The following is a 21,167-nucleotide window of genomic DNA, read 5'->3' as shown; positions in this document are numbered from 1 at the left end:
AGCGCAACATAAATCGTGCCGGGATCGGTCCCGATGTGCAGGAGACCAGCTATGCCGAGCCTCGCCGATACGATTCACCGCCTCAGCCAATTCCGCCTTGACCCCCTCCTCGATGACAACGAGGAGACGCGGCTAACGCCCTTCTCCTTCTCCGGCGCCAACCCCGGACAGCTCAAAGCCTGGAGCTATGTGCCGGACGTTGTCCGCCGCCCGCCGCTTGTCGTCGTGCTGCATGGCTGCAAGCAGACCGCGGCGCGCTATGATCGCGGCTCCGGCTGGTCGCGGCTGGCCGACGAGGCCGGCTTCGCGCTGCTCTTTCCCGAGCAGCAGCGTCAGAACAATCCGAGCCGCTGTTTCAACTGGTTCATGGAAGCCGATGCCACCCGCGGGGCCGGCGAGGTCGCCTCGATCCGGTCGATGATCGACGAGATGATCCGCACGCAGGATATCGATTCGCGGCGAATCTATGTGACCGGTCTCTCTGCAGGCGGCGCCATGGCCTCGGCCCTGCTGGCCGCCTATCCGGAACTCTTTGCCAGCGGTGCAGTGATTGCCGGCCTGCCCTCCGGTGTCGCATCGACCATTCCACAGGCCTTCGACCGCATGCGCGGCCATGGGCTGCCCTCCGCGCCCGACCTGCAGGCCCATCTCTCCGCCGCCTCGCCGCATCCCGGCCCCTGGCCGACCGTGTCCGTCTGGCAGGGCACGGCCGACAAGACGGTGGCCGAAAGCAATGCGATGGCGATCGTCGATCAATGGCGGGGCGTGCATGGCCTCGGTCCCAGGCCCGACCGGCTGGAAGAAGGCCCCCTGCGCACGCGCATGGTCTGGAAGGACCGAACGGGTCGCGAGGCGATTACCCTGCATCTGATCCAGGGCATGGAGCATGGCACGCCGCTCGATCCGGCGAGCGGCTTCGGCGAGGCCGGACCCTACATGCTCGATGTCGGCATTTCCTCAACGCTCGAGATCGCGCGCAGCTTCGAGCTGATCAAAGGGCCGCCGCGGCGCCAGGCCGCGCGTGAGGGAAGCAAACATGCGCCACAGGCTGGCGCACAGGTGATCTCCCGCGTCCAGCGGACCATCGAGAGCGCGCTCCGCTCGGCCGGCCTGCTGCGGTAGCAGCTCCCCTAGAACTGCTGGATGTCGCCCGATTCGGACTGGGCGAGCGTGAGGGGATAGCGCTCGGGATGGTGGACGAGCGTCGTCAGATTGACGGCGCGATTGTGGGTGTCGAAAGCAATCTGGTCGACAGTAAGCACGGCCGCTGGCGGCGTCATTTCCAGCCGCGCCGCTTCCTCCGTACTCGCCAGCCGCGCGCTCAGCGTGTTCTGTCCGCGCACGGGGCGGAGATGATAGCGCGCGCGCAGCTCGCCATAGAGGGAGCGGTTGCCCGTGCCCCAATCAAGCTCCAGAAGACCCGGAACCCGGGCTGCCGGCAGCCAGTCGGTCTGGATGACGACCGGCCGGCCGTCGAGCAGCCTGAGGCGCGAGAGCACGACCACCTCCGCCCCGATCGGCAAGAGCAGCGGCCGGCTGATCTCCAGCGGCGCCTCGGCGATCCGCGCCTCGATCAGCCGGTGTTCCGGCCGGCGGCCATTGGCAAGGGCGGTGGCAGTAAAGCTCTTCAAGATCTGCAGCTCGAAGCCCCGCCAGGGATCGACCACATAGAGGCCCTTGCCCGGCTGGCTCTGGACCACGCCCTGGGCCACCAGATCGCGGATGGCATGGCGCACCGTGATGCGGCTCACTCCGAAGATATCAACCAAAGTGCGCTCGGATGGGAGTTTGCCATTCCGCGGCAAGCGGCCGGCCTCGATCGCCTCCAGGATCGCCGCATGCAGCTGACGATGTAGGGGGCGCGGGTCTTCCCGGTTGAGAAGCCCTTCGCCGTCGAAGGCTCCACTCGCATCCGCCGCCATTGCGCAATCCCTGATCGACATGCCCCCGCGCGACCGTCGCATGAGAATTAGCAAGCGTCAATTTTCTGTCATAACCTATGTTGACATGACTGGATATATCCAGTCGTATGCAGAGGCAGACAAGAAGCCGAAGAGCTTTCTGCCGACCGGCGGCGCCACAGCCCCGGCGTTGCCAACCAGGGGAACTGACATGATGAAGACGATGACGCGCCTGGCGCTCGGCACCAGCCTGATTGCCGGCCTGCTGATGGGCGGTGCCGCCCGTGCCGAAACCATCTCCGCCTTCTGCGCCGCCACCGAATACGACTTCTGCGCCAAGGTGGCCGAGCAGTGGAAGGAAAAGACCGGCAACGAAGCCAAGATCAACAAGATGCCGGCGACGCTCGATGATGCGATCCCGCTCTACCAGCAGCTGCTCGCTGCCCAGTCCACCGATGTCGACGTGCTGTTTCTGGACGTGATCTGGCTCGGCATGTTCAAGGCAAACCTGCTCGATCTCAAGCCGGTCGTGCCCGAGGCCGATGTCAAGAAGCATTTCCAGTCCACCCTCGGCGCAGCCGAGCTCGACGGCAAGCTGGTGGCCCTGCCGGCCTATATGGATGTCGGGTTGATGTTCTACCGCAAGGACCTGCTCGAGAAGTATGGCATGACCCCGCCCAAGACCTGGGACGAGCTCGCCACGCAGGCCAAGGAGATCCAGGACAAGGAACGCGCCGCTGGCAAGGGCGACCTCTGGGGCTATGTCTGGCAGGGCAAGAGCTATGAGGGCCTGACCTGCGACGCGATCGAGCTCATCGCCTCGAATGGCGGCGGCACCATCATCGATCCCGATGGCAAGGTGACGATCGACAACCCGGCGGCCGCCGAAGCAATCGACAAGGCCCGCGGCTGGATCGGCTCGATCAGCCCGGAAGGCGTACTGAACTATGACGAAGAGGCCGGCCGCAACATCTTCGAAGCCGGCAATGCCGTCTTCCACCGCAACTGGCCCTATGTCTGGGGCACCTCGCAGACCGAGGGCGGCGCGATCAAGGACAAGGTCGGCATGATGCCGCTGCCGGTCGGCAAGGACGGCCAGAAGTCCTCGGGCTGCCTGGGTCCGATGTATTACGGCGTCTCGAAATTCTCCGCCCATGCGCAAGCCGCGGCCGATTTCGTCAACTTCATCACCTCCGAGCAGAGCCAGAAGTTCCGCGCCGTCGACTATGCCTTCAACCCGTCGATCTCCAAGCTCTACGAAGATCCGGACGTGCTGGCGAAGCTTCCTTTCCTCAAAGACACGGTCCAGGCCTTCGCCGATGCCGCCGTCCGGCCCTCGGGCTATACGGGGACCAGCTATAACCGCGTCTCCCAGGCCTTCTACCGATCCGTGCACGACGTCCTCTCGGGTGGAGAGGCCGCCCCGGCCTTCAAGACGCTGGCCGCCCGTCTGGAAAAGCTCAAGGAAAGCCGCTGAGGCATCCGATGCGGGGCGTCGGCGATCGGCCGATCGTACCGCTCCGGCCGGCCGCGTCTCATCGAGGCGCGGCTGATCCTGCCCATCTGACAGCCGAGAGGTCCGCATGGCTTCCGTCACACTGACCGCCGTTGCCAAGAGCTATGGCACCCATCCGGTGATCCAGGGCGTCGATCTCGACATTCGCGATGGCGAATTCGTGGTCTTTGTCGGCCCCTCCGGCTGCGGCAAGTCCACCCTGTTGCGACTGATCGCCGGCCTGGTGCCGGTGACGAGCGGTGTGGTCTCGATCGGCGGTGACGATGTGACCGACGTGCCGGCCTCCAAGCGCGGCATCGCCTTCGTCTTTCAGTCCTATGCGCTCTATCCGCATATGACGGTGGCCCGCAATATCGGCTTCGCGCTCGAAACGCTGGGCCTGAAGCGCGAGGCGATCGCCGCCAAGGTCGGGTCCGTGGCGCGCATGCTGAAGGTCGATCACCTGCTCTCCCGCCGCCCGCGGGAGCTCTCCGGCGGCCAGCGCCAGCGCGTGGCGATTGGCCGTGCGCTGGTCCGCCAGCCCGATGTCTTCCTCTTCGACGAGCCGCTGTCCAACCTCGACAGCGACCTGCGCATGGAAATGCGGATGGAAATCGCCCGCCTCCATGGCGAGCTGGCCACCACCATGATCTACGTCACCCACGACCAATCCGAGGCCATGACGCTCGCCGACCGGATCGTCGTGCTGAATCATGGGCGGATCGAACAGGTCGGCACACCGCAGGAGCTCTATCACGCGCCGGCAAACCGCTTTGTCGCCGGCTTCATCGGCAGCCCGCGCATGAATTTCCTGACACTGAAACCCACCGCGGAGACCGGCCTTATCCACGGCCCGGGCGGGCTCGATCTGCGCGTCGCCTTTGCCGAGGGTACCGCCACCGCCGCCTCACTCGGCGTGCGGCCCGAGGGCCTGCGGCTTGCCCCCGCGGGCACGGGCCGCCTGCAGGGCCGGCTGGAGCGCCTCGAAGATCTCGGCCATGAGCATTTCGCCTATGTCCGCATCGATCCGGACACGCTCTGGGTCACGCGCATTGCCGGCACGCCGCCCTATCAGCTGAAGGGGGAAGCAGTCGGGCTCGATTTTGCCGATGAGGACCTCTTTCTCTTCGACACCGAGGGTCGCCGGCTCGATCACGGCGCCAGCGAGACCCGCAACGCGCTCGCCCGTTTCGTCGGGGGCCGGGCATGAGCACGCCGGCCGAGCTCGCGCCGGCGCGCCCCGTCCCCCAAGCACCGCGCCGACGCCTGAGCCGGCTCATCATCGCCGACCGCCGCGCCGCCTGGGCCTTTCTGGCACCGATGATCGTGGTGATCTCCGCGGTGGCGCTCTGGCCGCTCGGGCGCACCTTCTTCTTCTCGATCACCGATGCCTTCCTCGACGATCCGCGCAACTATTCGATCGTCGGCATCGCCAATTTCCTCGAGATCCTCGACGACCGCTCCTGGTGGGTAGCGGTGCGCAACACGCTGGTCTTTACGGCCATCTCCGTCAGCCTCGAAACCGTGCTCGGCTTGGCGATCGCGCTCCTCGTCAACCAGGCGATCCCCGGCCGCGGCTTGGTGCGGGCCGCGGTGCTGGTGCCCTGGTCCATTCCCGTCGTCGTCTCCACCAAGATCTGGGACTGGATGCTGAACGACCAGTTCGGCATCATCAACACGCTGCTGGTCGGCATCGGCATCCTCGACAAGGGTGTTGCCTGGACGGCCAATGACGGGCTGATCATGGGTGTCGTCATCTTCATCGATGTCTGGATGACCACGCCCTTCATGGTGCTCCTGATCCTTGCCGGCCTGCAGATGATCCCGGGCGAGCTGTCGGAAGCGGCGGAGGTGGACGGCATTCCGGCCTGGAAGCGTTTCTGGTCGATCACCTTGCCGCTGCTCCGCCCGGCGCTTGGCGTCGCCATCCTCTTCCGCGTTCTCGACGCACTGCGGATGTTCGATCTCGCCTATGTGCTCTCCGCCAGCAACGAAAACATCATGACCGTCTCGATCTATGCCCGCGACCGGCTGATCGCCTTCCAGGAACTCGGCACCGGCTCGGCCGCCTCGAGCCTTGTCTTCCTGCTGGTGGCGCTGATTGCCATCCTCTTGATGGGACTGCTGCGGCTCGACCGGGCGGCGGGAGGCTAGAATGACCGAGATGACCGCTGCAGCCGCCCTCCTCAGGACCCGCCGCCGATCCAGCGCCTATTACCGGACCATGCGCCGCCTTCGCCAGGTCCTGCTCGGCCTCGCGACGGTGCTTGTGCTCCTTTACATGCTGTTCCCCTATTATTGGGCGATCGTTTCCTCAACGAAGCCCGGCGCGGCGCTGCATAACGGCTCGATGCTGCCGCAATGGGACTTCACCTATTACCGCCAGCTTGCCGACAACACCGTCTTCATGGGCTCGCTGCTCAATTCCGCCTTCGTTGCCGGCTGTACAACCGTGCTGTCGCTCGCGCTCGGCATCAGCGCCGCCTATGCGCTTGGCCGCATCGATTTTCCGCAGAAGCCCCTGATGCTGACGGCGGTGCTGATCGTCTCGATCTTCCCGCAGGTTGCCGTGCTCTCGGGCATGTTCGAACTCATCTCCTTCCTCGGCCTCTACAACAGGCCGAGCGGTCTGGTGCTCACCTATCTTCTCTCCACCGTCCCCTTCACCACCTGGATCCTCACCGCCTTCATCCGCGAATTTCCGCGCGAGCTCGAGGAAGCGGCGCGGATCGATGGCTGCTCGCACTGGCGAATCCTTACGAGGATCCTGCTGCCGCTGATGGGACCCTCGCTCGCCTCGACCGGCATTCTCGCCTTCATTCTCGCCTGGAATGAGTTCCTCTTCGCGCTCACCTTCACGCTGACCGACGAGAACCGCACCGTGCCGGTGGCGATCAGCATGATCACCGGGGCGAGCCGCTACGAATATCCCTTCGGCCAGATCATGGCAGCGTCCGTCTCCGTCACTCTTCCGCTGGTGGTGCTCGTGCTCATCTTCCAGCGTCGCATCGTCGCGGGCCTGACGGCCGGTGCCGTCAAGGGCTGAGCCCTCCCTTTTCCTGAAGTTTTCACAAGGATCAAACTCATGGACATGCTGGTCAAGCTCTACGAGCTTTCGCCCGATCCCAAGGTGGCGGCGCGCATGGAGGCGGAAGGGGTGACCATTCGCCGGGTTCTCGCCCCAGAGCTGAAAAGCCTGACAGACTGGCTGGTGCCGCGCTTCGGCCATGGCTGGGCGAGCGAGGCGACGGTCGCCGTCACCCGTTCGCCGCCGACCTGCTTCATCGCCATCAAGGATGGCGAGCTTGTCGGCTTTGCCTGCCACGATGCGACGGCCAAGGGCTTCTTCGGCCCGACCGGCGTCGACGAGGCGGCACGTGGCAAGGGCATCGGCCATGCGCTGCTGCTTGCCACCCTGCTCGATATGCGCGACCAGGGCTATGGCTATGGCATTATCGGCGGTGCCGGCCCCATGGGCTTCTACCGGACGGCGGTCGGCGCCATCCCGATCGAAGGCTCGATCCCCGGCATCTATAAGGGCATGCTGCGCACCGCCGTGCCGGACGGCGTCGATCACTCCGACTGACAGCCTTCCGCATGCGACGTCTGGCCGCCCGCTTTTTGCGCCCACCGGCATGGCCTTGCCCCACGGGGGCTGGTAAGGCCTGCCGCACAGCGCGAAGGAAAGTGAGCCCATGGCAGACCCACGCAAACCGGAAGACGAAGGACGACAGTTGCCGAAGAGCGCGATGATCGTCGCCGTCGCCCTCGTGCTGCTCGGCACGATCGGCAGCCTGTTCGTCTCGGTCGTCCTCTATCTGAAGAGCCCGTGAGCGGCTGATCCGGCGCGGGACAGGAAGGGCGCTACTTCGCCTTTCCCCGTGCCAATGCCGCAATGCCGGACATCGCGTCGGCAACCGCCTTGGCCTGGACGCGGATATCCGGCACGGCGGTGATTTCCCAAAAGCGGCCGGCGGTCAGCGCACCGACGGCAAAGAGGCCCGGTTGCGGCTGCCCCGCCGCATCCAGCACCTGCGACCGGTCGTCGACGGCAAGGCCGAGGCCGAGCGGATCGAGGCTGATCATCGCGCGCGCCGCCATGTCGCTCAGCAGCGGCGAGTGGCCGAGGCCGGCCCGCTCCATGCCGGTGCAATTGATCACCCAATCGACTGGAAGCCGCATCTGCCCACGCCCGCCGCGCGGGCGGTAGCGCAGCGTCACGCCTTCATGTGCCGGCTCGATCGCCGAAAGGAACCCCGCATGCACCGTCACCGTCCCGTCCTCCATGAGGGCGGCGAAACGCCGGTGAACGGGCGGGGCGATGCGGTGGCGGTGGATGTTCCACCAGGCCAGCGCATGGCGCAGGAAGCGCGCGCGTTCGGCCTGCGGCAGGCGCTGCCACAGCGCCTGGGTCTGCGGCCGCAACCCATCCATGACCGCCCGCCACTCCGCCCCGCCGCGCACTTGGGCCCGCAGGGCGGAAAGCAGGCGGGAGAGCGTCAGGCTTCCTTCGGGCAGGGCAGGCTGAAGGGGCGGCACCGGATCGGCCGCGTGCGAATGCGGCACCAGTCCACGGCGCGAGAGAACATGGATCTGCCCGCGATGGCCTTTTGCTCGGAGCGTCAGCACCTGATCGACCATGGTGAGGCCGGAGCCCAGGATGCAGATTTCGTCCTCCGGTTCGATCTGCGACAGCCAGCCGAGCCGCCAGGGATTGGCGATGATGCGCGGCATGGCCGCCGTGCTGCAGCGTTCGGGCGGCAGCGGCAGGTCGGCATTGCCGAGCCCGAGACAGAGCGCTACGGCGCTGGCCTGCAGCCGCTCTCCCGTATCAAGCGCGAAGGTGGGACCACCAGACGCGCAGGTGACGCAATCGACCGCTTTGGCCTTGACGAAATCGAGACGCGCGCGCTGGCCGCGGGCGCGCAGAAGGCTTGCCAGCGTGTCGCGCAGATAGAGTCCGTAATCACCCCGCGCAGCGAAATCGCCAGCCTTGACGGCGCGGCCCTGGCGCGCCAGCCAGTCCAGAAAATGATTGGGCTCGTCCGGAAACAGGCTCATCCGCCCGGCCGGCACGTTCAGCCGGTGCAGGTGAAATTCGGTGCGGTAGGCCGTGCCGCGGCCGAAGCCCGGATCATCGCTGATGACGGCGATCGACGCCTCCGGCGGCAGGCTCCGCAACAGGTGAACCGCCACGGCAATCGCAGAAAACCCCGCGCCGACGATGGCGACATCCGCTTCCATCAACAATTCCCCCGCTCATTTCCGCCGCATCCAATCTATCGTGCCGATAGACTAAATCCAGTGAAGATCGTTGCGAGAGCGACTAGCCAAGGCGGTCCCTGACAAGGGCATAGTAGCGTGAAAGACCGGGCAAGCGGGCGGGAAGGACCGCAAAGCCCGGATCGTCGGGGCTTAATCCCAGCTCGTATTTGCGGTGGAGGAAGGCGGCGTGATCGAGGAGTGCCGCCGGATCGGCGTCGGGCAGGACGGTGAAGACGGGCGACAGGATGGTGCGGCCCTTGACCTTGATGCTGTCGAGTTCGGCCACCGGCAGAGCGTGCGCGATCGCTTCCGCCGTGCTGGCGCCGATCAGCAGCGGCACGCCATAATTCTTCGATTCCCCTTCGAGCCGCGAGGCGAGATTGACGGAATCGCCGAGCACCGAATAGTCGAAACGGCGCGCCGAGCCCATATTGCCGACCACGCACTCGCCGGTGTTGATGCCGATCCCGATCTTGAGCGGCGGTGGCGCCGGTCGCCCGGCAGCAGCAGCCTCGGCCGCCAGATCGCCGTTCAGCACCTCGATCGCCTCCAGCATGGCGAGTGCCGAGCGAACCGCCTGCAGTGCATGGTCGGGCACGTCGAGCGGCGCGTTCCAGAAGGCCATGATGCAATCGCCGATATATTTGTCGATCGTCCCGCCCGACGCGAGCACGATTTCGGAAAGCGGCGTCAGCAGCCGGTTGATCAGCGTGGTCAGTTGCTCGGGATCGTCCTTTAGCGTTTCGGAAATCGTGGTGAAGCCGCGCACGTCGCAGAAGAGGATGGAGAGCGTGCGGCGCTCGCCGCCGAGCTTGAGACTGGTCGGATCGGCGGCCAGCCGCGCCACCACGGCGGGGGAAAGGTAGCTTGCAAAGGCGGCGGTGATATCGCGCCGCCGCCGGCGCTCGGCGGCGAAGTCGAGGCCGGACTGCGCGCCCATCACCAGGAGATAGGCCCCGACCGGCCCGGCCGGAGATACGAACACGCCGCCGATCCGCATCATGAGCAGGCATGCGGCCACCAGCATCGGCAGGAAGAGGATGGTCAGCGCCGTGCTCTGCCAGCCTGTGGCGCGGAAGGCGACGAGGGCGGCGAGCAGGGCGCCGAACAGGATGGAGAGGATGATCGTCGGCCGATCGCCCTCGCGGATGAACAGGCTGTTGGCAAGATTGTCGTAAATCGTCGCCTGAACCTCTACCCCGGCCGTCAGCAGACCGGTGCGGATCGTGTCGGCGGTGACGAAGGTATCGGCGCCGCCGGCATCGATGCTCGGCGCATTCTGCAGGCTGAGGCCGACCATCACCACCCGGTCCTTGAGAAAGCCGGGCGGCAGGAAGAGATCCGGCTCCAGCGCCTGGTAATAGGAGATGGTCTGATAGGTGCGCGGCGGGCCGAAGGTCTGGATCAGCGCCGTTCCCCCGGGCACAACCGGCCTGCGGCCGGCGGTTTCGACCAGGCGCCGCGCGAAGCCGTCCTCGAAAGCGGGGAGATGACGCAACACCCCGTCGGCGCTGATCTGCACCGAGGCAATACCGATCTTTGCGCCGGTGGAAACGAGCGCCGGCAGCGGCTCGGTGCGGATGAACTGGTCGGCCTGCGGCGAACGGATGGTGGTTTCGTCGCCGGCGAGAACCACGTCCGGCCCAAGCACGGCCGCGAGCGCCGTATCATTGGCCGGATCGGCGGAGCGTTCGGCAAAGATGATGTCGAGGCCGATGGCCTTGGCCCCTGCGGCCCTGAGCGCCGTGACGAGGCGCGCATGCAGAGCGCGCGGCCAGGGCCATTGCGCGCCGACCTCCGACATGGACGGCTCGTCGATCGCCACCACGACCGGCCCGTCGGCCGGCCGGTCGGGCGCGCTCAGAGTCGAGATCAGATCATAGCTCCTGAGTTCGATCAGCCGCCAGGCCGGCGTCAGTGAGGCGAGCGTCAGCAGAAGCACGACGACCGGCAGCAGCAGGAGCAGGCCCAACCGGCGCCGGCGTTGATCGCTGCCACTGACATCCGGCGCGCGGGCCGCCTTCAGCACCTTTGCCTCGGTGACCGCCATCAGAACCGCACCTTGAGCATCGCCCGGACGGAGCGCCCGGCGCCGGGCGCCCCGGGCTGAAGCGACAGGTCCGGACCGATCACCCCGGGCACGCCACGCGAGAGCGTGATATCCTCATTGAGCAGGTTGAAGGCGGCGACTTCCAGGGAGACGCGCTTGTCGAGCGGCTCCCAGACGAAATTGGCGTCGAGCGTCCAATCATCGCCGACCTTGCGGGCCTGGCTGTCCTCGCGCGGGCCGAAGTAATTGGCGGCGATCTGCGCGCGATAGTTCCAGTCGCTCACATAGGTGAGCGCAATCTGACCGGCGCTTTCCGCCACATAGGGCACCGCCCGGCCATCCGCCGGGCTCGCGGGATCGTCGACCTTGGAAAAGACCCGCGCGATCGTGCCCGACAGGCCGAAGCCACCGCCCAGCCAATAATTGGCAGTCAGCGCCGCCCGGTCGATGCGCGCCTTGGCGACATCGCTCGAGAGCGGCGATGGCAGGCTGGCCGGATCGTCGATCGATAGGCCATGCGCGGTCTGGTGTTGAAAGTCGAGCGCGGTGAAGAGGCGGTCCGTCCACTGCGCATCCCAGCGCGCCGCCCAGGTATCGAGCCGGCCGTCGAGCGCCAGATCCACGGCGTTGGGCTGGATGCCGACCACCGCCGTCGGCGCCAGCGTCGGAATGTCGAAGCCATAGCTCTGGCGCAGGAAGGCGGCGCGCAGCCATTGCCCCTCCGCCGGCGCCCACGCGATGCCGGCGCGCGGTTCGGCGCGCTCGACCTCGGTCGCATCCGAATGGATGAGCGTGCCATAGAGCCCGTACTGCGCCTGCAGCGTGGGACTGATCTCCTGGACGCCGTCCAGATAGAGCTTGCCGATCCCCAGGCGACTGTCGAGGCGCTCCGGCGGCAGCGGTAAGAGTTCGGACCGTGTCTCGATATCAAGCCGGCCGCCTTCCACGCCATAGCGCCAGGTCACGTCGCCGGCCGAGACCATGTGGTTGAGGGCCAGCACCGTCGCCCTCTGGTCGACATGCTCCCTCGTCTCAGCGCGGGAGCCATCCGCCAGACCAACCGCCTGCGCCTGGCTGCTGCGTGCCCCTGCATGAAAGAGGGCGAGATTGACGACGTTCCGGTCGCCAAGGCTGTGGCTCCAGGCAAGGCCGGCCGATGTCGCGATTGCATCCGCTTTGCGCGCCGCAAGAACATCCAGCGCGTCACCGCTGAGAGAGGCGCTTAAGAGCGAGTCGGTGTCGAAATAGGACCCATAGGCGACCAGCCGGTCGTCGGCGGTCGGGCTCGCGGTCACATAGGCCGTGCCACCAAGAATGCGGGCCGACTGGTCGAAGATGCCGCCATCATCCCCGTAAAGGCCGCCGCCCGGCACCTGCTCATATTGGAAATTGGCGAAGAGGCTGATCGGGATCGGCGAGATACCGAGCGCCTGGACCTCCGCCGTGCCGATCGTCTTCGTCTCGCCATCGATATCCGACACGCCGATGCCGAGCGAGGTCTCGATGAATGGCGTTGGGATGATCCGGCGGCGGCGCTCGCTGCTGGCCAGCGCCTGCGGATCGAGCAGCAGCCCCTGGATGAGCGAGGAAGTGCTGGTGGGCGAGGAGACGACATCGACCGCATTCACGCCAAGACCCGCACCGGTGACAAATGGGTTAACCGTGCCGCGGATCGCTTGGTCGAAATAGGCGGTCGACTGGAAGGGGTCGAAGACGACATCGCCGTAATATTGGCCCCAGGCGTCGAGGCCCTGAAAGCGGAAGGCATCGTTGAGCACCGAGCCCGCATCGCGGTTGGCGCTGACCGCGCCGAAATCGCCGCCGCGAGCCTTGCCGCGTTTGAGGAATTCCTGCGCCTGGCGGATCGCCTCATCGGACTGGTAATCATCGATGGCGGCGGCAGCGCGGATCTGCGGGATCAGCGGATCGTTCGGATCCAGCCGGTCGGCATTGTCCAGCGCCTGCTCGAAGGGCTCGCGGTCACCGCGCTCGAGATGAGCGGCCGCCAGCAGCGCCTGGCCGAAGCTGACGCCCGGATTGGCGACCGACGCGGCAAGCAGATCCTCGAGCGCCTGGTCACGCTTGCCCGTCTGCAGATTGTAGCGTCCTCGGGCAAAGAGAACCATGTCGAAGCCCGGATCGGCCGCCATCGCAAGATCGATTTCCGCCTTCGCGGCGGAAAAGCGCATCTGCTCCAGGTAGAAGATCGCGAGATTGGCGTGGTAGAGCGCGCTTTGCGGGTCGAGATCGCGCGCGGTCTTCAGAGCCTCGAGGGCGGCATGGCTGTTGCCACGCGCATCTTCGAGAAGCCCGAGCGTATTCCACGCATTGGAATCGCCCGGCTGAGCCGCCACCGCGGCGCGCAGGTCGGCCACCGCAGCGTCGAGCCGCCCCTCGACGCTGGCGATATAATCGCCGCGCGTATCGAGCGCGAGCGACTGGGTGGGGTCAAGCGCCAGCGCCCGGGCATAGGCCTCTTGCGCCTGGGCCCGGTCGTTGATGACCAGGGCGATCTTCGCCCGAGCCGCCGGCAGAAGCGGATTGTCGGGATAGCGCACTTCGGCGCGCTTGAGAGACGCTGCCGCGTCGCGGATGCTGGTCCGAAAGCCGATCGTATAGGCCTCAGCCAAGGCGCCATAGGCGCCGCGCGGGCCTTTGGGTGGCGCTTCGACATGCGCAGGATCGGCGAGCGAACGGGCGAAATAGGCTGCATGATCGGCGACCGACCGCCGCTCAGCATCGAGCCCTGGCCGGGCGCGCGCAAAGAGCGTGAGCGCGACATCGAAGCGGTTTTCCGAGGCGGCGATCATGGCCTCCAGGAAATCCGCCCGTGCCGTCTGCGCTGTGCCGAGCCCTTTTGCCCGGGCGGAGGAAAGGGCCGAAGCGGCGGCGGCGCGGCCGGAGAGGGTCAGCTCCACTTCGGCAAGCGTCAGCCAATCCTCCGCCGTGCGGGCGTGCTCCGGCAGGGCGGCGATGCGGTGTCTCGCCGTCTTCATCGCCTGCGTCGTCAGCGTCGAGGCCGGCAGAAGCGGAAAGGCATCGCGCAGCGCCAGGTAATAGAGCATCTGCTCCCGATCGTCGGAAGTGACGAGGAAGATCTTGCGCGGCGCCTGACCGATGGCCGCGACCGCGCCCTCCCCGCGCCGCACCCGCACGCTGCCTTGCGCATTGGAAAGCTCGACCTCGCCATCGAGAACGGTCAGCGAGGTCTGGCCGCCCTTCCCGATCGAGAGCGTCCAGTCCGTGCCGCGAATCGCGGCGGTGGCGGCGGGCGTTGCGACTGTCAGCCCCTGCCCGCCGCGCTCGGCGCGCGCCCAGATCGTTCCGGATTCGAGGCTGAGGGCGGAGTTGGCCGCACCCGCCCGCATGTCCTTGACGCGAAGCGCCGTGTTGCGCCCGAGCCGGATCTGCGTGTGGTCGTCGAAGAGAAGGGCGAGCTGGCCGGTGGCATTGGTGCGCAGCACATCGCCCGCCACCACATCCTGGCGAAGATCGACGACGCGCCAGTTGCTGACATCGACGAAGCGGATCTCCTCGCCGGACTTGCGGGCGATCACCGCGCCCACCCTTCCCTCGCCACGTGCCACGGGATCGGCCGCGGCCGGCCGGATCAACGCCAGCGCCGCCAGAACCGCCCCCGCGGACCGGATCTTCCACCCCATGACAGCCCCCGCTTGCCAGGCTCCTAGTGGAGCGCGCGACCCTCGAAAGTCAAGCGGGGCCCTGATCCGTAAGCGTTTTCATACGTTCTTTCCGGCGCGGATGTTGCTTTCGAACCCCGTTCATGGTGAGAAAATGCGTGACCGTTTGAGGGGAGTGACGGATGGAGGTTGATCTGATGGGCGAGGCGCGGATCGGGGCGGCGATGCCGCCTTCCGCGGCGGGGCGGGAATATTTCGACCACATCAAGACGGTCAACGACATCTTCTACGACCAGATCAAGATCTCCGACCAGAAGGCCGCCTATATCTTCACCTTCATGCTGGCCTTCCTGATCTCCTCCAGCGAGGGGCGCGGGGTCTTCACGCTCTCGCGCTATTTCACCGCCGCCTGGCTGCCGGCAACGGTCTCCGGCCTTCTCGCCATCGCCTCGGTCTTCTCGATCATCTGCGCCATCCTGGTCATCCTGCCGCGCCATGCGGCCAAGACGACGACGCTCTTCTGGGGCGGCTGGCCGCGCCATCGCGATGCCTTCCGCGAGGCGGCACTGCGCACCGATCTCGATTACCTTTTCGAGCAATATATGGACAATGTCGACGTGCTCTCGGTGATCGCCCGCCAAAAGTACCGCTTCGTCGGCTTTGCCTTTCGCGGCCTGGTCGTCACCGTGCTCGCCTATGTCTCTCTGCTCGTCGTCTCCTGATCAGGCAGGCTGCAGGCGAGGTGAAGGCTGCTGAGCGCCGAACTGCGGATCCTGCCGCGACAGCCGCTTGTGCAGATGCACCATCAACCCGGCGGCGAAGAGTGGCGTGGTGAGGTTAAGGAGCGGCACGGCCAGATAGGCGGCAAGCAGCAGGCCCGCCAGGAACACCCGGCCCTTGTGCTTTTCGCGGAAGAGCCGCGCCTCGGCGGGGCTGCGGTGGCGCATGGCGGCGAACTCGAAGAATTCCCGGCCGAGCAGATAGCCGTTGACCAGAAAGAAGGCGACGAGATTGACGCCCGGCACCAGCAGCAGGAAGAGCGCCAGGATGTTGCCGGCGAGCACGACGCCCAGGAATTTCAGGCCTTCGAACAGAGCCGTGCCGAAAGGCAGGGCTCGTCCCGGCGGATCGGTCGGAAAGTCGCGCCGCTCGATCACCTCGGCCACATCGTCCAGGAAGAAGCCGGCAATCAGCGCCGTCACCGGGGCGAGAACGAGCGCCAGCGCCAAGGCAAGACCGATGCTCGCCAAGAGGCCGATGAAGAAGGTGAGCCACCCTGCCCAGTCCGGCGCGGTCGGGATCATCTGCGTGACCCACGGCGTTACGACATAGAGAATCGTCTCCCGCAGCGCCAGCCAGAGAAGCAGCAGGGCGGCAAGCGTCAGCCCCAGCACCTTCCAGAAGGTGGAGCGCGTTTCCGGCGCGGTGAGATTGGCAAGACCGGCGCGCGCAGAATCGAAGATCATCGGCAGCTATCCCTGGTGGCCATCGCCCACTCTCCACGCGCCTGCGCGCTCCGTTCGCCGGGACTTGCGGGCTTGTTGCGGCGTCGCCCAGCATGTATGTCGCCTGAGGCGGCGCCGCAAGAATGGCAGCGCTGCGGGCCTCCCATCAAGACGACGAGCCACGCCATGCCGCATTCGATCCGAGGTCTCTCCGCCGCCAGCTTGTCCGTCCTGCTGCAGTCCGGCCATCTCGATCCGGTCGCGCTGCTGGACGCCACCTTCGACGCGGTCGCGGCGGCCGATCCGGCGATCTTCACCGCGCTCAGCCCGGAGCGCGCCCAGCGCGAGGCGGAGGCTGCGCGTCGGCGGATTGCCGAAGGACGCTCGCTCGGCCTGCTCGACGGCATTCCGCTCGCCTGGAAGGATCTTTTCGACATGGCCGGCATGGCAACCGCCGCCGGATCCGCTCTGCTGCGCCATGCCCCGCCGGCGGAGGCGGATGCGCCGGTCGTCGCAGCCCTTGCCGCGGCCGGCATGGTCGCGGTCGGCCGCACCAATATGAGTGAATTTGCCTTTTCCGGCCTCGGACTGAACCCGCATTACGGCACGCCGGAGAACCCGCGGGCGACCGACGCGCCGCGCGTCACTGGGGGCTCATCGTCGGGTGCCGCAGCGGCGGTTGCGACCGGTCTCGTTCCGGTGGCGATCGGCAGTGACACCGGCGGCTCGGTGCGCATCCCCGCCGCCTTCTGCGGGCTGGTCGGCTACAAGGCCAGCCGCGGCCGCTATCCGATGGCCGGCGTCTTCCCGCTGTCGACCAGCCTCGACACGCTGGGGCCGCTGACCCGCACCGTGCAGGATGCGATCTGGGTCGATGCCGCCATGCGGGGGAAGACCGCGCCGACGGTCGAGCGATCTCAGCTTGCAGGAAAGACCCTGATCGTGCCGACGAGCGTCGTCTTCGATGGCGCCGAGCCGGGCGTCATCGCCGCCTTCGAGGCCGGGCTCGCCCGCCTGGGCGCCGCGGGCGCGCGGATTGAGCGGCGGCCGTTCCCGCTGTTCGATGAGGTGCTGGCGCTCGGCGCCCGGCACGGCGCGCTTGTGACAGCGGAGGCCTATGCGCTCCACCAGGCACGGCTCGAGAGCCATGCCGGCGCCATGGATCCACGCGTGGCAAGCCGCGTTGCCCTCGGCAGCCGGATCGCCATCGCCGACTACATCGCCCTTCTATCCGCCCGCCAGCGGATGGTCGCAGCCTTTGCCGAAGAGATCGGGCCGGACAGCCTGCTCGTTCACCCGACGGTCGCTCATGTCGCGCCGAAGATCGCGCCGCTGATCGCTGATGACGAGGCCTTCGTCGCCACCAATATCCGCACGCTGCGCAACACGATGCTGACCAATTTTCTCGACGGCTGCGGCGTTTCGCTGCCCTGCGGGCAGGGCGAGGCGGGCCTGCCGGTCGGGCTGCTGCTCTCCGCGCCGCATGGGGAAGACGAGCGGCTTCTTTCCACGGCACTAGCCGCAGAATCTCTGCTGATGGAGTCCTGATGATCGTCTGTTTCGATATTGGCGGATCGGCGATCCGCGGCGCGGTCGCGGCCTCGCCCGAAGACATCCGCCCGCTGTCGCGCCGTCCGACGCCGCTCCATGATTTCGATGCCTTCGTCGCCGTCCTCGCTGACCTCATCGCCGAATCCGGCACGCAGCCGGAGCGGATCGCGCTCTCGATCGCCGGCGTCGTCGATCCCGACACCCAGGCCGGCAAGGTCGCGAATATCCCCTGCATCGACGGGCGCGTCCTTTCTGCCGACCTGCAGGCGCGGCTGGGGCCTCAGGTTCTGGTGGCCAATGATGCCGATTGCTTTGCGCTCGCCGAAGCGGGCATCGGCGCAGGCCGCGGCCATCGCATCGTCTTCGGCGCCATCTTCGGCAGCGGCGTCGGCGGCGGGGTCGTGGTCAATGGCCGGCTGATCAACGAGGCCGGCGGCTTTGCCGGGGAATGGGGCCATGGCCCGGTCGCCGCCGCCTTTGCCGGCGATCCGCCGGTCGCCATTCCCGCCTTTGCCTGCGGCTGCGGCCAGAAGGGCTGTATCGATGCGGTCGGCAGTGCCCGGGGCATGGAGCGGCTTTACGAGATGCTCTTTGGCCAGCGGCTGGAAAGCCGCGAGATCACCCGCGCCTGGGAAGAGGGCGACGAGAAAGCGGCGCGCACGATCGAGATTCTGGTCGATCTCGTCGCCTCGCCCTTGGCGCTTGCCATCAACATCACCGGCGCAACCATCGTGCCGACCGGCGGCGGCCTCTCCTCCTCGGCACGGCTGATGGCGGCGATCGATGTCGCGACCCGGGCCCGCACGCTGCGCCGTTTCGACCGGCCGCTGGTGGTGCAGGGCCTCTGCCCGACGCTCTATCCCGGCATCGAACCGGGCTTGATCGGCGCGGCGCTGCTGGCGCTCGGGGCCTAGCGCATGGGCGCGGTTCTCCTCGAAGTCTGCGTCGACGATGCCGAGGGGCTAGACGCGGCGGTCGCGGGCGGCGCCGACCGGATCGAGCTCTGCGCGGCGCTGGCGCTCGGCGGCCTGACGCCTTCGATCGGGTTGATGAAGCGGGCCGCGGAAGCGCCGATCCCGGTCTTTGCGATGATCCGGCCCCGCGCCGGCAGCTTCGTCTTCAGCGAGACGGAGGTGGCGATCATGGAGGCGGAGATCGACGCCGCGCGCGCCTCAGGTCTCGCCGGCGTGGTGCTCGGGGCCAACCGAGCGGACCATAGCCTGGACGAAGCGACGCTCGCGCGCCTCCTGCGCCGGGCCGAAGGCCTCGGCCACACGCTGCATCGCGCCTTCGACCTGACGCCGGACAAGGCCGCGGCACTCGAACAGGCGATCACGCTCGGCTTCGACCGCATCTTGACGTCCGGCGGCGCGCTGAAGGCGATCGACGCCCTGCCGGCTCTCGCCGCCTTGGAGAAGCAGGCGGCGGGCCGCATCCGGCTGATGCCCGGCTCCGGTGTCACCGCCGCCAATGCCGCGGCGCTGCTCGAGACCGGGGTGCGCGAGCTTCACGCCTCCTGCGCCCGGCCGATCGGGGGCGAAGACCCGTTGCTGCTCGACTTCGGCTTTGCTTCCGAGGCCATGCGCCGCACCGATTGCGAGACAGTGCGGGCGCTCAAGGCGGCGATCTCAGGTTGAGAAGACCGGCTCGCCGCCGATATAGGTGGCGATCATGTCCAGATCCTCGCTCAACAGCAGGAAATCCGCATCAAGACCCGGCATCAGCCGACCTTTCCGCGCGGAGACGCCGATCGCATCCGCAGGATAGGCGGATGCCATGCGCAGCGCCTCTTCGAGCGGCAGATCCAGCGTGCGGTGGGCGAAGCGCACCGAAGACAGCATGTCGATATCCGCACCGGCCAGCGTGCCATCCGCCGTCGTCAGCCGTCCGTCCTTGCGGAAGACGGTGCGGCCATTGAGCGTGAAGCCTTGCAGGTCGGAGCCGATGGTCGACATGGCATCGGTGACGATGAAGATGCGCCCCGGCCCGGTCTTGGCGCGCAGCGCGATCGACATCGTCACCGGATCGACATGGTAACCATCGGCGATGATGCCGGCATGGAGCGTGCCGAGATCGAGCGCCGCACCGACCGTGCCTGGCTCGCGCGACCCGAGCGGGCTCATGGCGTTGAAGAGATGCGTGACCATCCGAGCACCGGCCAGCGCATAGGTGGCGATCGTCTCGTAATCGGCATCGGTATGGCCGAGGCTGACGGTGATGCCAGCGCGCGTGAGCGCCGCGACCTGTTCCAGTGTGACGTTTTCCGGCGCGACGGTTGCCAGCACCGCGTCGAAGAAGGAGGCACAGGCGAGGTGGGCGTCGAGATCGTCGGCCTGCATCGGCCGGATCAGCGCCGGATCATGCACGCCCTTGCGGGCGATCGACAGATGCGGCCCTTCGAGATGCAGGCCGAGGAAGCCAGGCACCGCCGCCAGCCGCGCTTCGCGCGCCGCCGCGATCGCCGCCGTGCGGACGTCCGGCGTGTCGGTGATCAGCGTGACCAGGAGCGCCGTCGTGCCGAAGCGGGCATGAGCGGCGCAGATCGCCTCGATCGCGTCCAGCTCCGGACGGTCGTTGAAAAGCTCGCCGCCGCCGCCATTGACCTGGAGATCGATGAAGCCCGGCACCAGCAGCGCCCCCTTGGCCGCCTTGCGCTCCAGCCCCTCCGGCAGATCGGCGGGCGGCAGGAGGCCGGTGACGAGGCCTTGATCCACGAGAAGCGCGCGATCCTCATGCCAGTCCTGGCCGTCGAAGATGCGGGCGCCGGTGACGGCGAAGGCGCGGCTCATCGGGTTTCCGTCACTTTCTTCAGCGCTACCGGCTGATCGGGATTGAGGCCGCGGGCGCGCGAGAAGGCTTCCACGAAACCGTAGAAGGGCAGGACGAGCGCCAGCGCGTCGGTGAGCGGATGGCCGGTCTCGACAAAGGGCAGACGCGCGGCCCGGCCGGCCTTGTCGGAGGTGGCAAAGGCGCGAGCGCCCTTGCCCGCCAGATCGTCGAGAATGGCGGCCACCGAGCTTTCGGCCTTGTCGCGGGCGGCAAGGCCCAGAACCGGGAAGGTCCGCTCGACCAGCGCCACCGGCCCATGCAGCACTTCCGCTGCCGAATAGGCCTCGGCATGCAGGCCCGAGGTTTCCTTGAACTTCAGTGCCGCCTCGCTGGCAATCGCCAGCGCCGGTCCGCGGCCAAGCACGAAGAGCGAATCCGCCTCGCCAATGCCATCGGCGAGCGGCTGCCAATCGAGCCGGACGGCGCGGGCGAAATGTTCGGGAAGGGCATGAACCGCCCGGCCCAGCGCCTCGTCCCGCGTCCAGGCAGCGAGGATGGCGAGGCCGGCGACGATGGAGTTGACGAAGGACTTGGTAGCGGCGACCGCAATCTCCGGCCCGGCGGCAAAATCGATCGCATGGCGACTCGCTTCGGCGATCGGCGACGGCAGCGTGTTGGTGAGCGCGATCGAGACGGCGCCGGCCTCGGTTGCAGCCTGCGCCATGGCGACGATGTCCGGGCTCTTGCCCGATTGCGAGATCGCGATGGACGCCGCACCGGACAGCCGGATCGGCGCGGCGTAGATCGAGGCGAGAGATGGCCCGAGCGAGGCGACGGGCCGACCGGTGCTGAGCTCGATCGCATATTTGAGAAACAGCGCCGCATGGTCGGAAGAGCCGCGGGCGATGGTGACGAGGAAGGCGGGGTCCGCCTCGCGCAGCGCCGCACCGGCCGCATCGAGCGCGCCGCGCGCGCCCTCGAGAAGCCGGGCTGCCGCCTGCGGGATCTCGTCGATCTCGCGGCGCATATGGGTGATGTCGGTCATGCTCT

18 protein-coding genes are annotated in these 21,167 nt (G+C 67.2%); 11 read left to right on the top strand and 7 right to left on the bottom strand.

The window, feature by feature from the left end; translation table 11 throughout:
* The first annotated feature begins 51 nt into the window (after positions 1-51).
* Positions 52-1,122: an alpha/beta hydrolase family esterase gene (locus tag ACLE20_RS14175; protein ID WP_410940949.1), complete on the top strand. Its 1,071-nt coding sequence runs from the start codon at positions 52-54 to the stop codon at positions 1,120-1,122.
* Between the two features lie 8 nt (positions 1,123-1,130).
* Here ACLE20_RS14175 and ACLE20_RS14170 read toward each other — a convergent pair whose 3' ends face one another.
* Positions 1,131-1,922 (bottom strand): GntR family transcriptional regulator, encoded by a 792-nt coding sequence (locus ACLE20_RS14170; RefSeq protein ID WP_410940948.1) that lies wholly within the window; start codon positions 1,920-1,922, stop codon positions 1,131-1,133.
* Between the two features lie 193 nt (positions 1,923-2,115).
* On the opposite strand from ACLE20_RS14170, the gene ACLE20_RS14165 reads away from it, so the two are divergent.
* From ACLE20_RS14165 to ACLE20_RS14140, 6 genes are all read left to right on the top strand, one after another.
* Positions 2,116-3,378, top strand: coding sequence for an ABC transporter substrate-binding protein (locus ACLE20_RS14165; RefSeq protein ID WP_410940998.1), 1,263 nt, complete (start codon positions 2,116-2,118; stop codon positions 3,376-3,378).
* Positions 3,379-3,484: 106 nt separating this feature from the next.
* Positions 3,485-4,606, top strand: a complete 1,122-nt coding sequence (locus ACLE20_RS14160; protein WP_410940947.1) for an ABC transporter ATP-binding protein — start codon at positions 3,485-3,487, stop codon at positions 4,604-4,606.
* 110 nt (positions 4,607-4,716) lie between these two features.
* On the top strand, positions 4,717-5,550 hold the full coding sequence (locus ACLE20_RS14155) for a carbohydrate ABC transporter permease (RefSeq protein ID WP_410940997.1): 834 nt from the start codon (positions 4,717-4,719) through the stop codon (positions 5,548-5,550).
* 10 nt (positions 5,551-5,560) lie between these two features.
* Positions 5,561-6,442: a carbohydrate ABC transporter permease gene (locus ACLE20_RS14150; RefSeq protein WP_410940996.1), complete on the top strand. Its 882-nt coding sequence runs from the start codon at positions 5,561-5,563 to the stop codon at positions 6,440-6,442.
* A 39-nt stretch (positions 6,443-6,481) separates the two neighbouring features.
* Positions 6,482-6,982: a GNAT family N-acetyltransferase gene (locus ACLE20_RS14145; protein WP_410940946.1), complete on the top strand. Its 501-nt coding sequence runs from the start codon at positions 6,482-6,484 to the stop codon at positions 6,980-6,982.
* A gap of 109 nt (positions 6,983-7,091) precedes the next feature.
* Positions 7,092-7,229, top strand: coding sequence for a hypothetical protein (locus ACLE20_RS14140; RefSeq protein ID WP_410940945.1), 138 nt, complete (start codon positions 7,092-7,094; stop codon positions 7,227-7,229).
* 31 nt (positions 7,230-7,260) lie between these two features.
* Here ACLE20_RS14140 and ACLE20_RS14135 read toward each other — a convergent pair whose 3' ends face one another.
* From ACLE20_RS14135 to ACLE20_RS14125, 3 genes are all read right to left on the bottom strand, one after another.
* Positions 7,261-8,640: an FAD/NAD(P)-binding protein gene (locus tag ACLE20_RS14135; protein WP_410940944.1), complete on the bottom strand. Its 1,380-nt coding sequence runs from the start codon at positions 8,638-8,640 to the stop codon at positions 7,261-7,263.
* A gap of 82 nt (positions 8,641-8,722) precedes the next feature.
* A complete protein-coding gene (locus tag ACLE20_RS14130; protein ID WP_410940943.1) occupies positions 8,723-10,711 on the bottom strand; it encodes a CHASE2 domain-containing protein in 1,989 nt (662 codons plus the stop codon).
* Entirely contained in the window at positions 10,711-14,373 is a 3,663-nt protein-coding gene (locus tag ACLE20_RS14125; RefSeq protein ID WP_410940942.1) for a FecR domain-containing protein, read from the bottom strand. The genes ACLE20_RS14130 and ACLE20_RS14125 overlap by 1 nt, the downstream gene beginning before the upstream one ends.
* Before the next feature lie 176 nt (positions 14,374-14,549).
* Between ACLE20_RS14125 and ACLE20_RS14120 the strand changes: the two genes are divergently transcribed.
* Positions 14,550-15,074 (top strand): Pycsar system effector family protein, encoded by a 525-nt coding sequence (locus tag ACLE20_RS14120; protein WP_410940995.1) that lies wholly within the window; start codon positions 14,550-14,552, stop codon positions 15,072-15,074.
* On the opposite strand, the gene ACLE20_RS14115 is transcribed toward ACLE20_RS14120, so the two are convergent.
* Positions 15,075-15,818: a sulfate transporter family protein gene (locus tag ACLE20_RS14115; protein ID WP_410940941.1), complete on the bottom strand. Its 744-nt coding sequence runs from the start codon at positions 15,816-15,818 to the stop codon at positions 15,075-15,077.
* A 165-nt stretch (positions 15,819-15,983) separates the two neighbouring features.
* Here ACLE20_RS14115 and ACLE20_RS14110 point away from each other — a divergent pair, with 165 nt between their 5' ends.
* From ACLE20_RS14110 to ACLE20_RS14100, 3 genes are read left to right on the top strand one after another with little or no spacing between them, the layout of a single operon-like run.
* Complete coding sequence (locus tag ACLE20_RS14110; protein ID WP_410940940.1) at positions 15,984-17,345, top strand: amidase; 1,362 nt, start codon at positions 15,984-15,986, stop codon at positions 17,343-17,345.
* Positions 17,345-18,262 (top strand): ROK family protein, encoded by a 918-nt coding sequence (locus ACLE20_RS14105; RefSeq protein ID WP_410940939.1) that lies wholly within the window; start codon positions 17,345-17,347, stop codon positions 18,260-18,262. Before ACLE20_RS14110 ends, ACLE20_RS14105 begins: the two co-directional genes overlap by 1 nt.
* Before the next feature lie 3 nt (positions 18,263-18,265).
* Entirely contained in the window at positions 18,266-18,985 is a 720-nt protein-coding gene (locus ACLE20_RS14100) for a copper homeostasis protein CutC (RefSeq protein WP_410940938.1), read from the top strand.
* Here ACLE20_RS14100 and nagA read toward each other — a convergent pair.
* Together nagA and ACLE20_RS14090 are read right to left on the bottom strand one after the other, a co-directional pair.
* A complete protein-coding gene (gene nagA, locus ACLE20_RS14095) occupies positions 18,977-20,137 on the bottom strand; it encodes an N-acetylglucosamine-6-phosphate deacetylase (protein ID WP_410940937.1) in 1,161 nt (386 codons plus the stop codon). The genes ACLE20_RS14100 and nagA overlap by 9 nt on opposite strands.
* Positions 20,134-21,162, bottom strand: coding sequence for an SIS domain-containing protein (locus tag ACLE20_RS14090; protein WP_410940936.1), 1,029 nt, complete (start codon positions 21,160-21,162; stop codon positions 20,134-20,136). Before ACLE20_RS14090 ends, nagA begins: the two co-directional genes overlap by 4 nt.
* Positions 21,163-21,167 lie beyond the last annotated feature (5 nt).

Source organism: Rhizobium sp. YIM 134829 (assembly GCF_046546455.1).
This window is presented reverse-complemented; position numbering and strand designations above follow the sequence as displayed.

What these genes read in the sequence shown, in the direction of transcription:
- ACLE20_RS14160 (WP_410940947.1), top strand. Translation starts at nt 3,485, where the DNA reads ATGGCTTCCGTCACACTGACCGCCGTTGCCAAGAGCTATGGCACCCAT.
- ACLE20_RS14105 (WP_410940939.1), top strand. Translation starts at nt 17,345, where the DNA reads ATGATCGTCTGTTTCGATATTGGCGGATCGGCGATCCGCGGCGCGGTC.
- ACLE20_RS14110 (WP_410940940.1), top strand. Translation starts at nt 15,984, where the DNA reads ATGCCGCATTCGATCCGAGGTCTCTCCGCCGCCAGCTTGTCCGTCCTG.
- nagA (WP_410940937.1), bottom strand. Translation starts at nt 20,137, where the DNA reads ATGAGCCGCGCCTTCGCCGTCACCGGCGCCCGCATCTTCGACGGCCAG.
- ACLE20_RS14175 (WP_410940949.1), top strand. Translation starts at nt 52, where the DNA reads ATGCCGAGCCTCGCCGATACGATTCACCGCCTCAGCCAATTCCGCCTT.
- ACLE20_RS14135 (WP_410940944.1), bottom strand. Translation starts at nt 8,640, where the DNA reads ATGGAAGCGGATGTCGCCATCGTCGGCGCGGGGTTTTCTGCGATTGCC.
- ACLE20_RS14100 (WP_410940938.1), top strand. Translation starts at nt 18,266, where the DNA reads ATGGGCGCGGTTCTCCTCGAAGTCTGCGTCGACGATGCCGAGGGGCTA.
- ACLE20_RS14125 (WP_410940942.1), bottom strand. Translation starts at nt 14,373, where the DNA reads ATGGGGTGGAAGATCCGGTCCGCGGGGGCGGTTCTGGCGGCGCTGGCG.
- ACLE20_RS14150 (WP_410940996.1), top strand. Translation starts at nt 5,561, where the DNA reads ATGACCGCTGCAGCCGCCCTCCTCAGGACCCGCCGCCGATCCAGCGCC.
- ACLE20_RS14145 (WP_410940946.1), top strand. Translation starts at nt 6,482, where the DNA reads ATGGACATGCTGGTCAAGCTCTACGAGCTTTCGCCCGATCCCAAGGTG.
- ACLE20_RS14115 (WP_410940941.1), bottom strand. Translation starts at nt 15,818, where the DNA reads ATGATCTTCGATTCTGCGCGCGCCGGTCTTGCCAATCTCACCGCGCCG.
- ACLE20_RS14155 (WP_410940997.1), top strand. Translation starts at nt 4,717, where the DNA reads ATGATCGTGGTGATCTCCGCGGTGGCGCTCTGGCCGCTCGGGCGCACC.
- ACLE20_RS14090 (WP_410940936.1), bottom strand. Translation starts at nt 21,162, where the DNA reads ATGACCGACATCACCCATATGCGCCGCGAGATCGACGAGATCCCGCAG.
- ACLE20_RS14170 (WP_410940948.1), bottom strand. Translation starts at nt 1,922, where the DNA reads ATGGCGGCGGATGCGAGTGGAGCCTTCGACGGCGAAGGGCTTCTCAAC.
- ACLE20_RS14140 (WP_410940945.1), top strand. Translation starts at nt 7,092, where the DNA reads ATGGCAGACCCACGCAAACCGGAAGACGAAGGACGACAGTTGCCGAAG.
- ACLE20_RS14120 (WP_410940995.1), top strand. Translation starts at nt 14,550, where the DNA reads ATGGGCGAGGCGCGGATCGGGGCGGCGATGCCGCCTTCCGCGGCGGGG.
- ACLE20_RS14130 (WP_410940943.1), bottom strand. Translation starts at nt 10,711, where the DNA reads ATGGCGGTCACCGAGGCAAAGGTGCTGAAGGCGGCCCGCGCGCCGGAT.
- ACLE20_RS14165 (WP_410940998.1), top strand. Translation starts at nt 2,116, where the DNA reads ATGAAGACGATGACGCGCCTGGCGCTCGGCACCAGCCTGATTGCCGGC.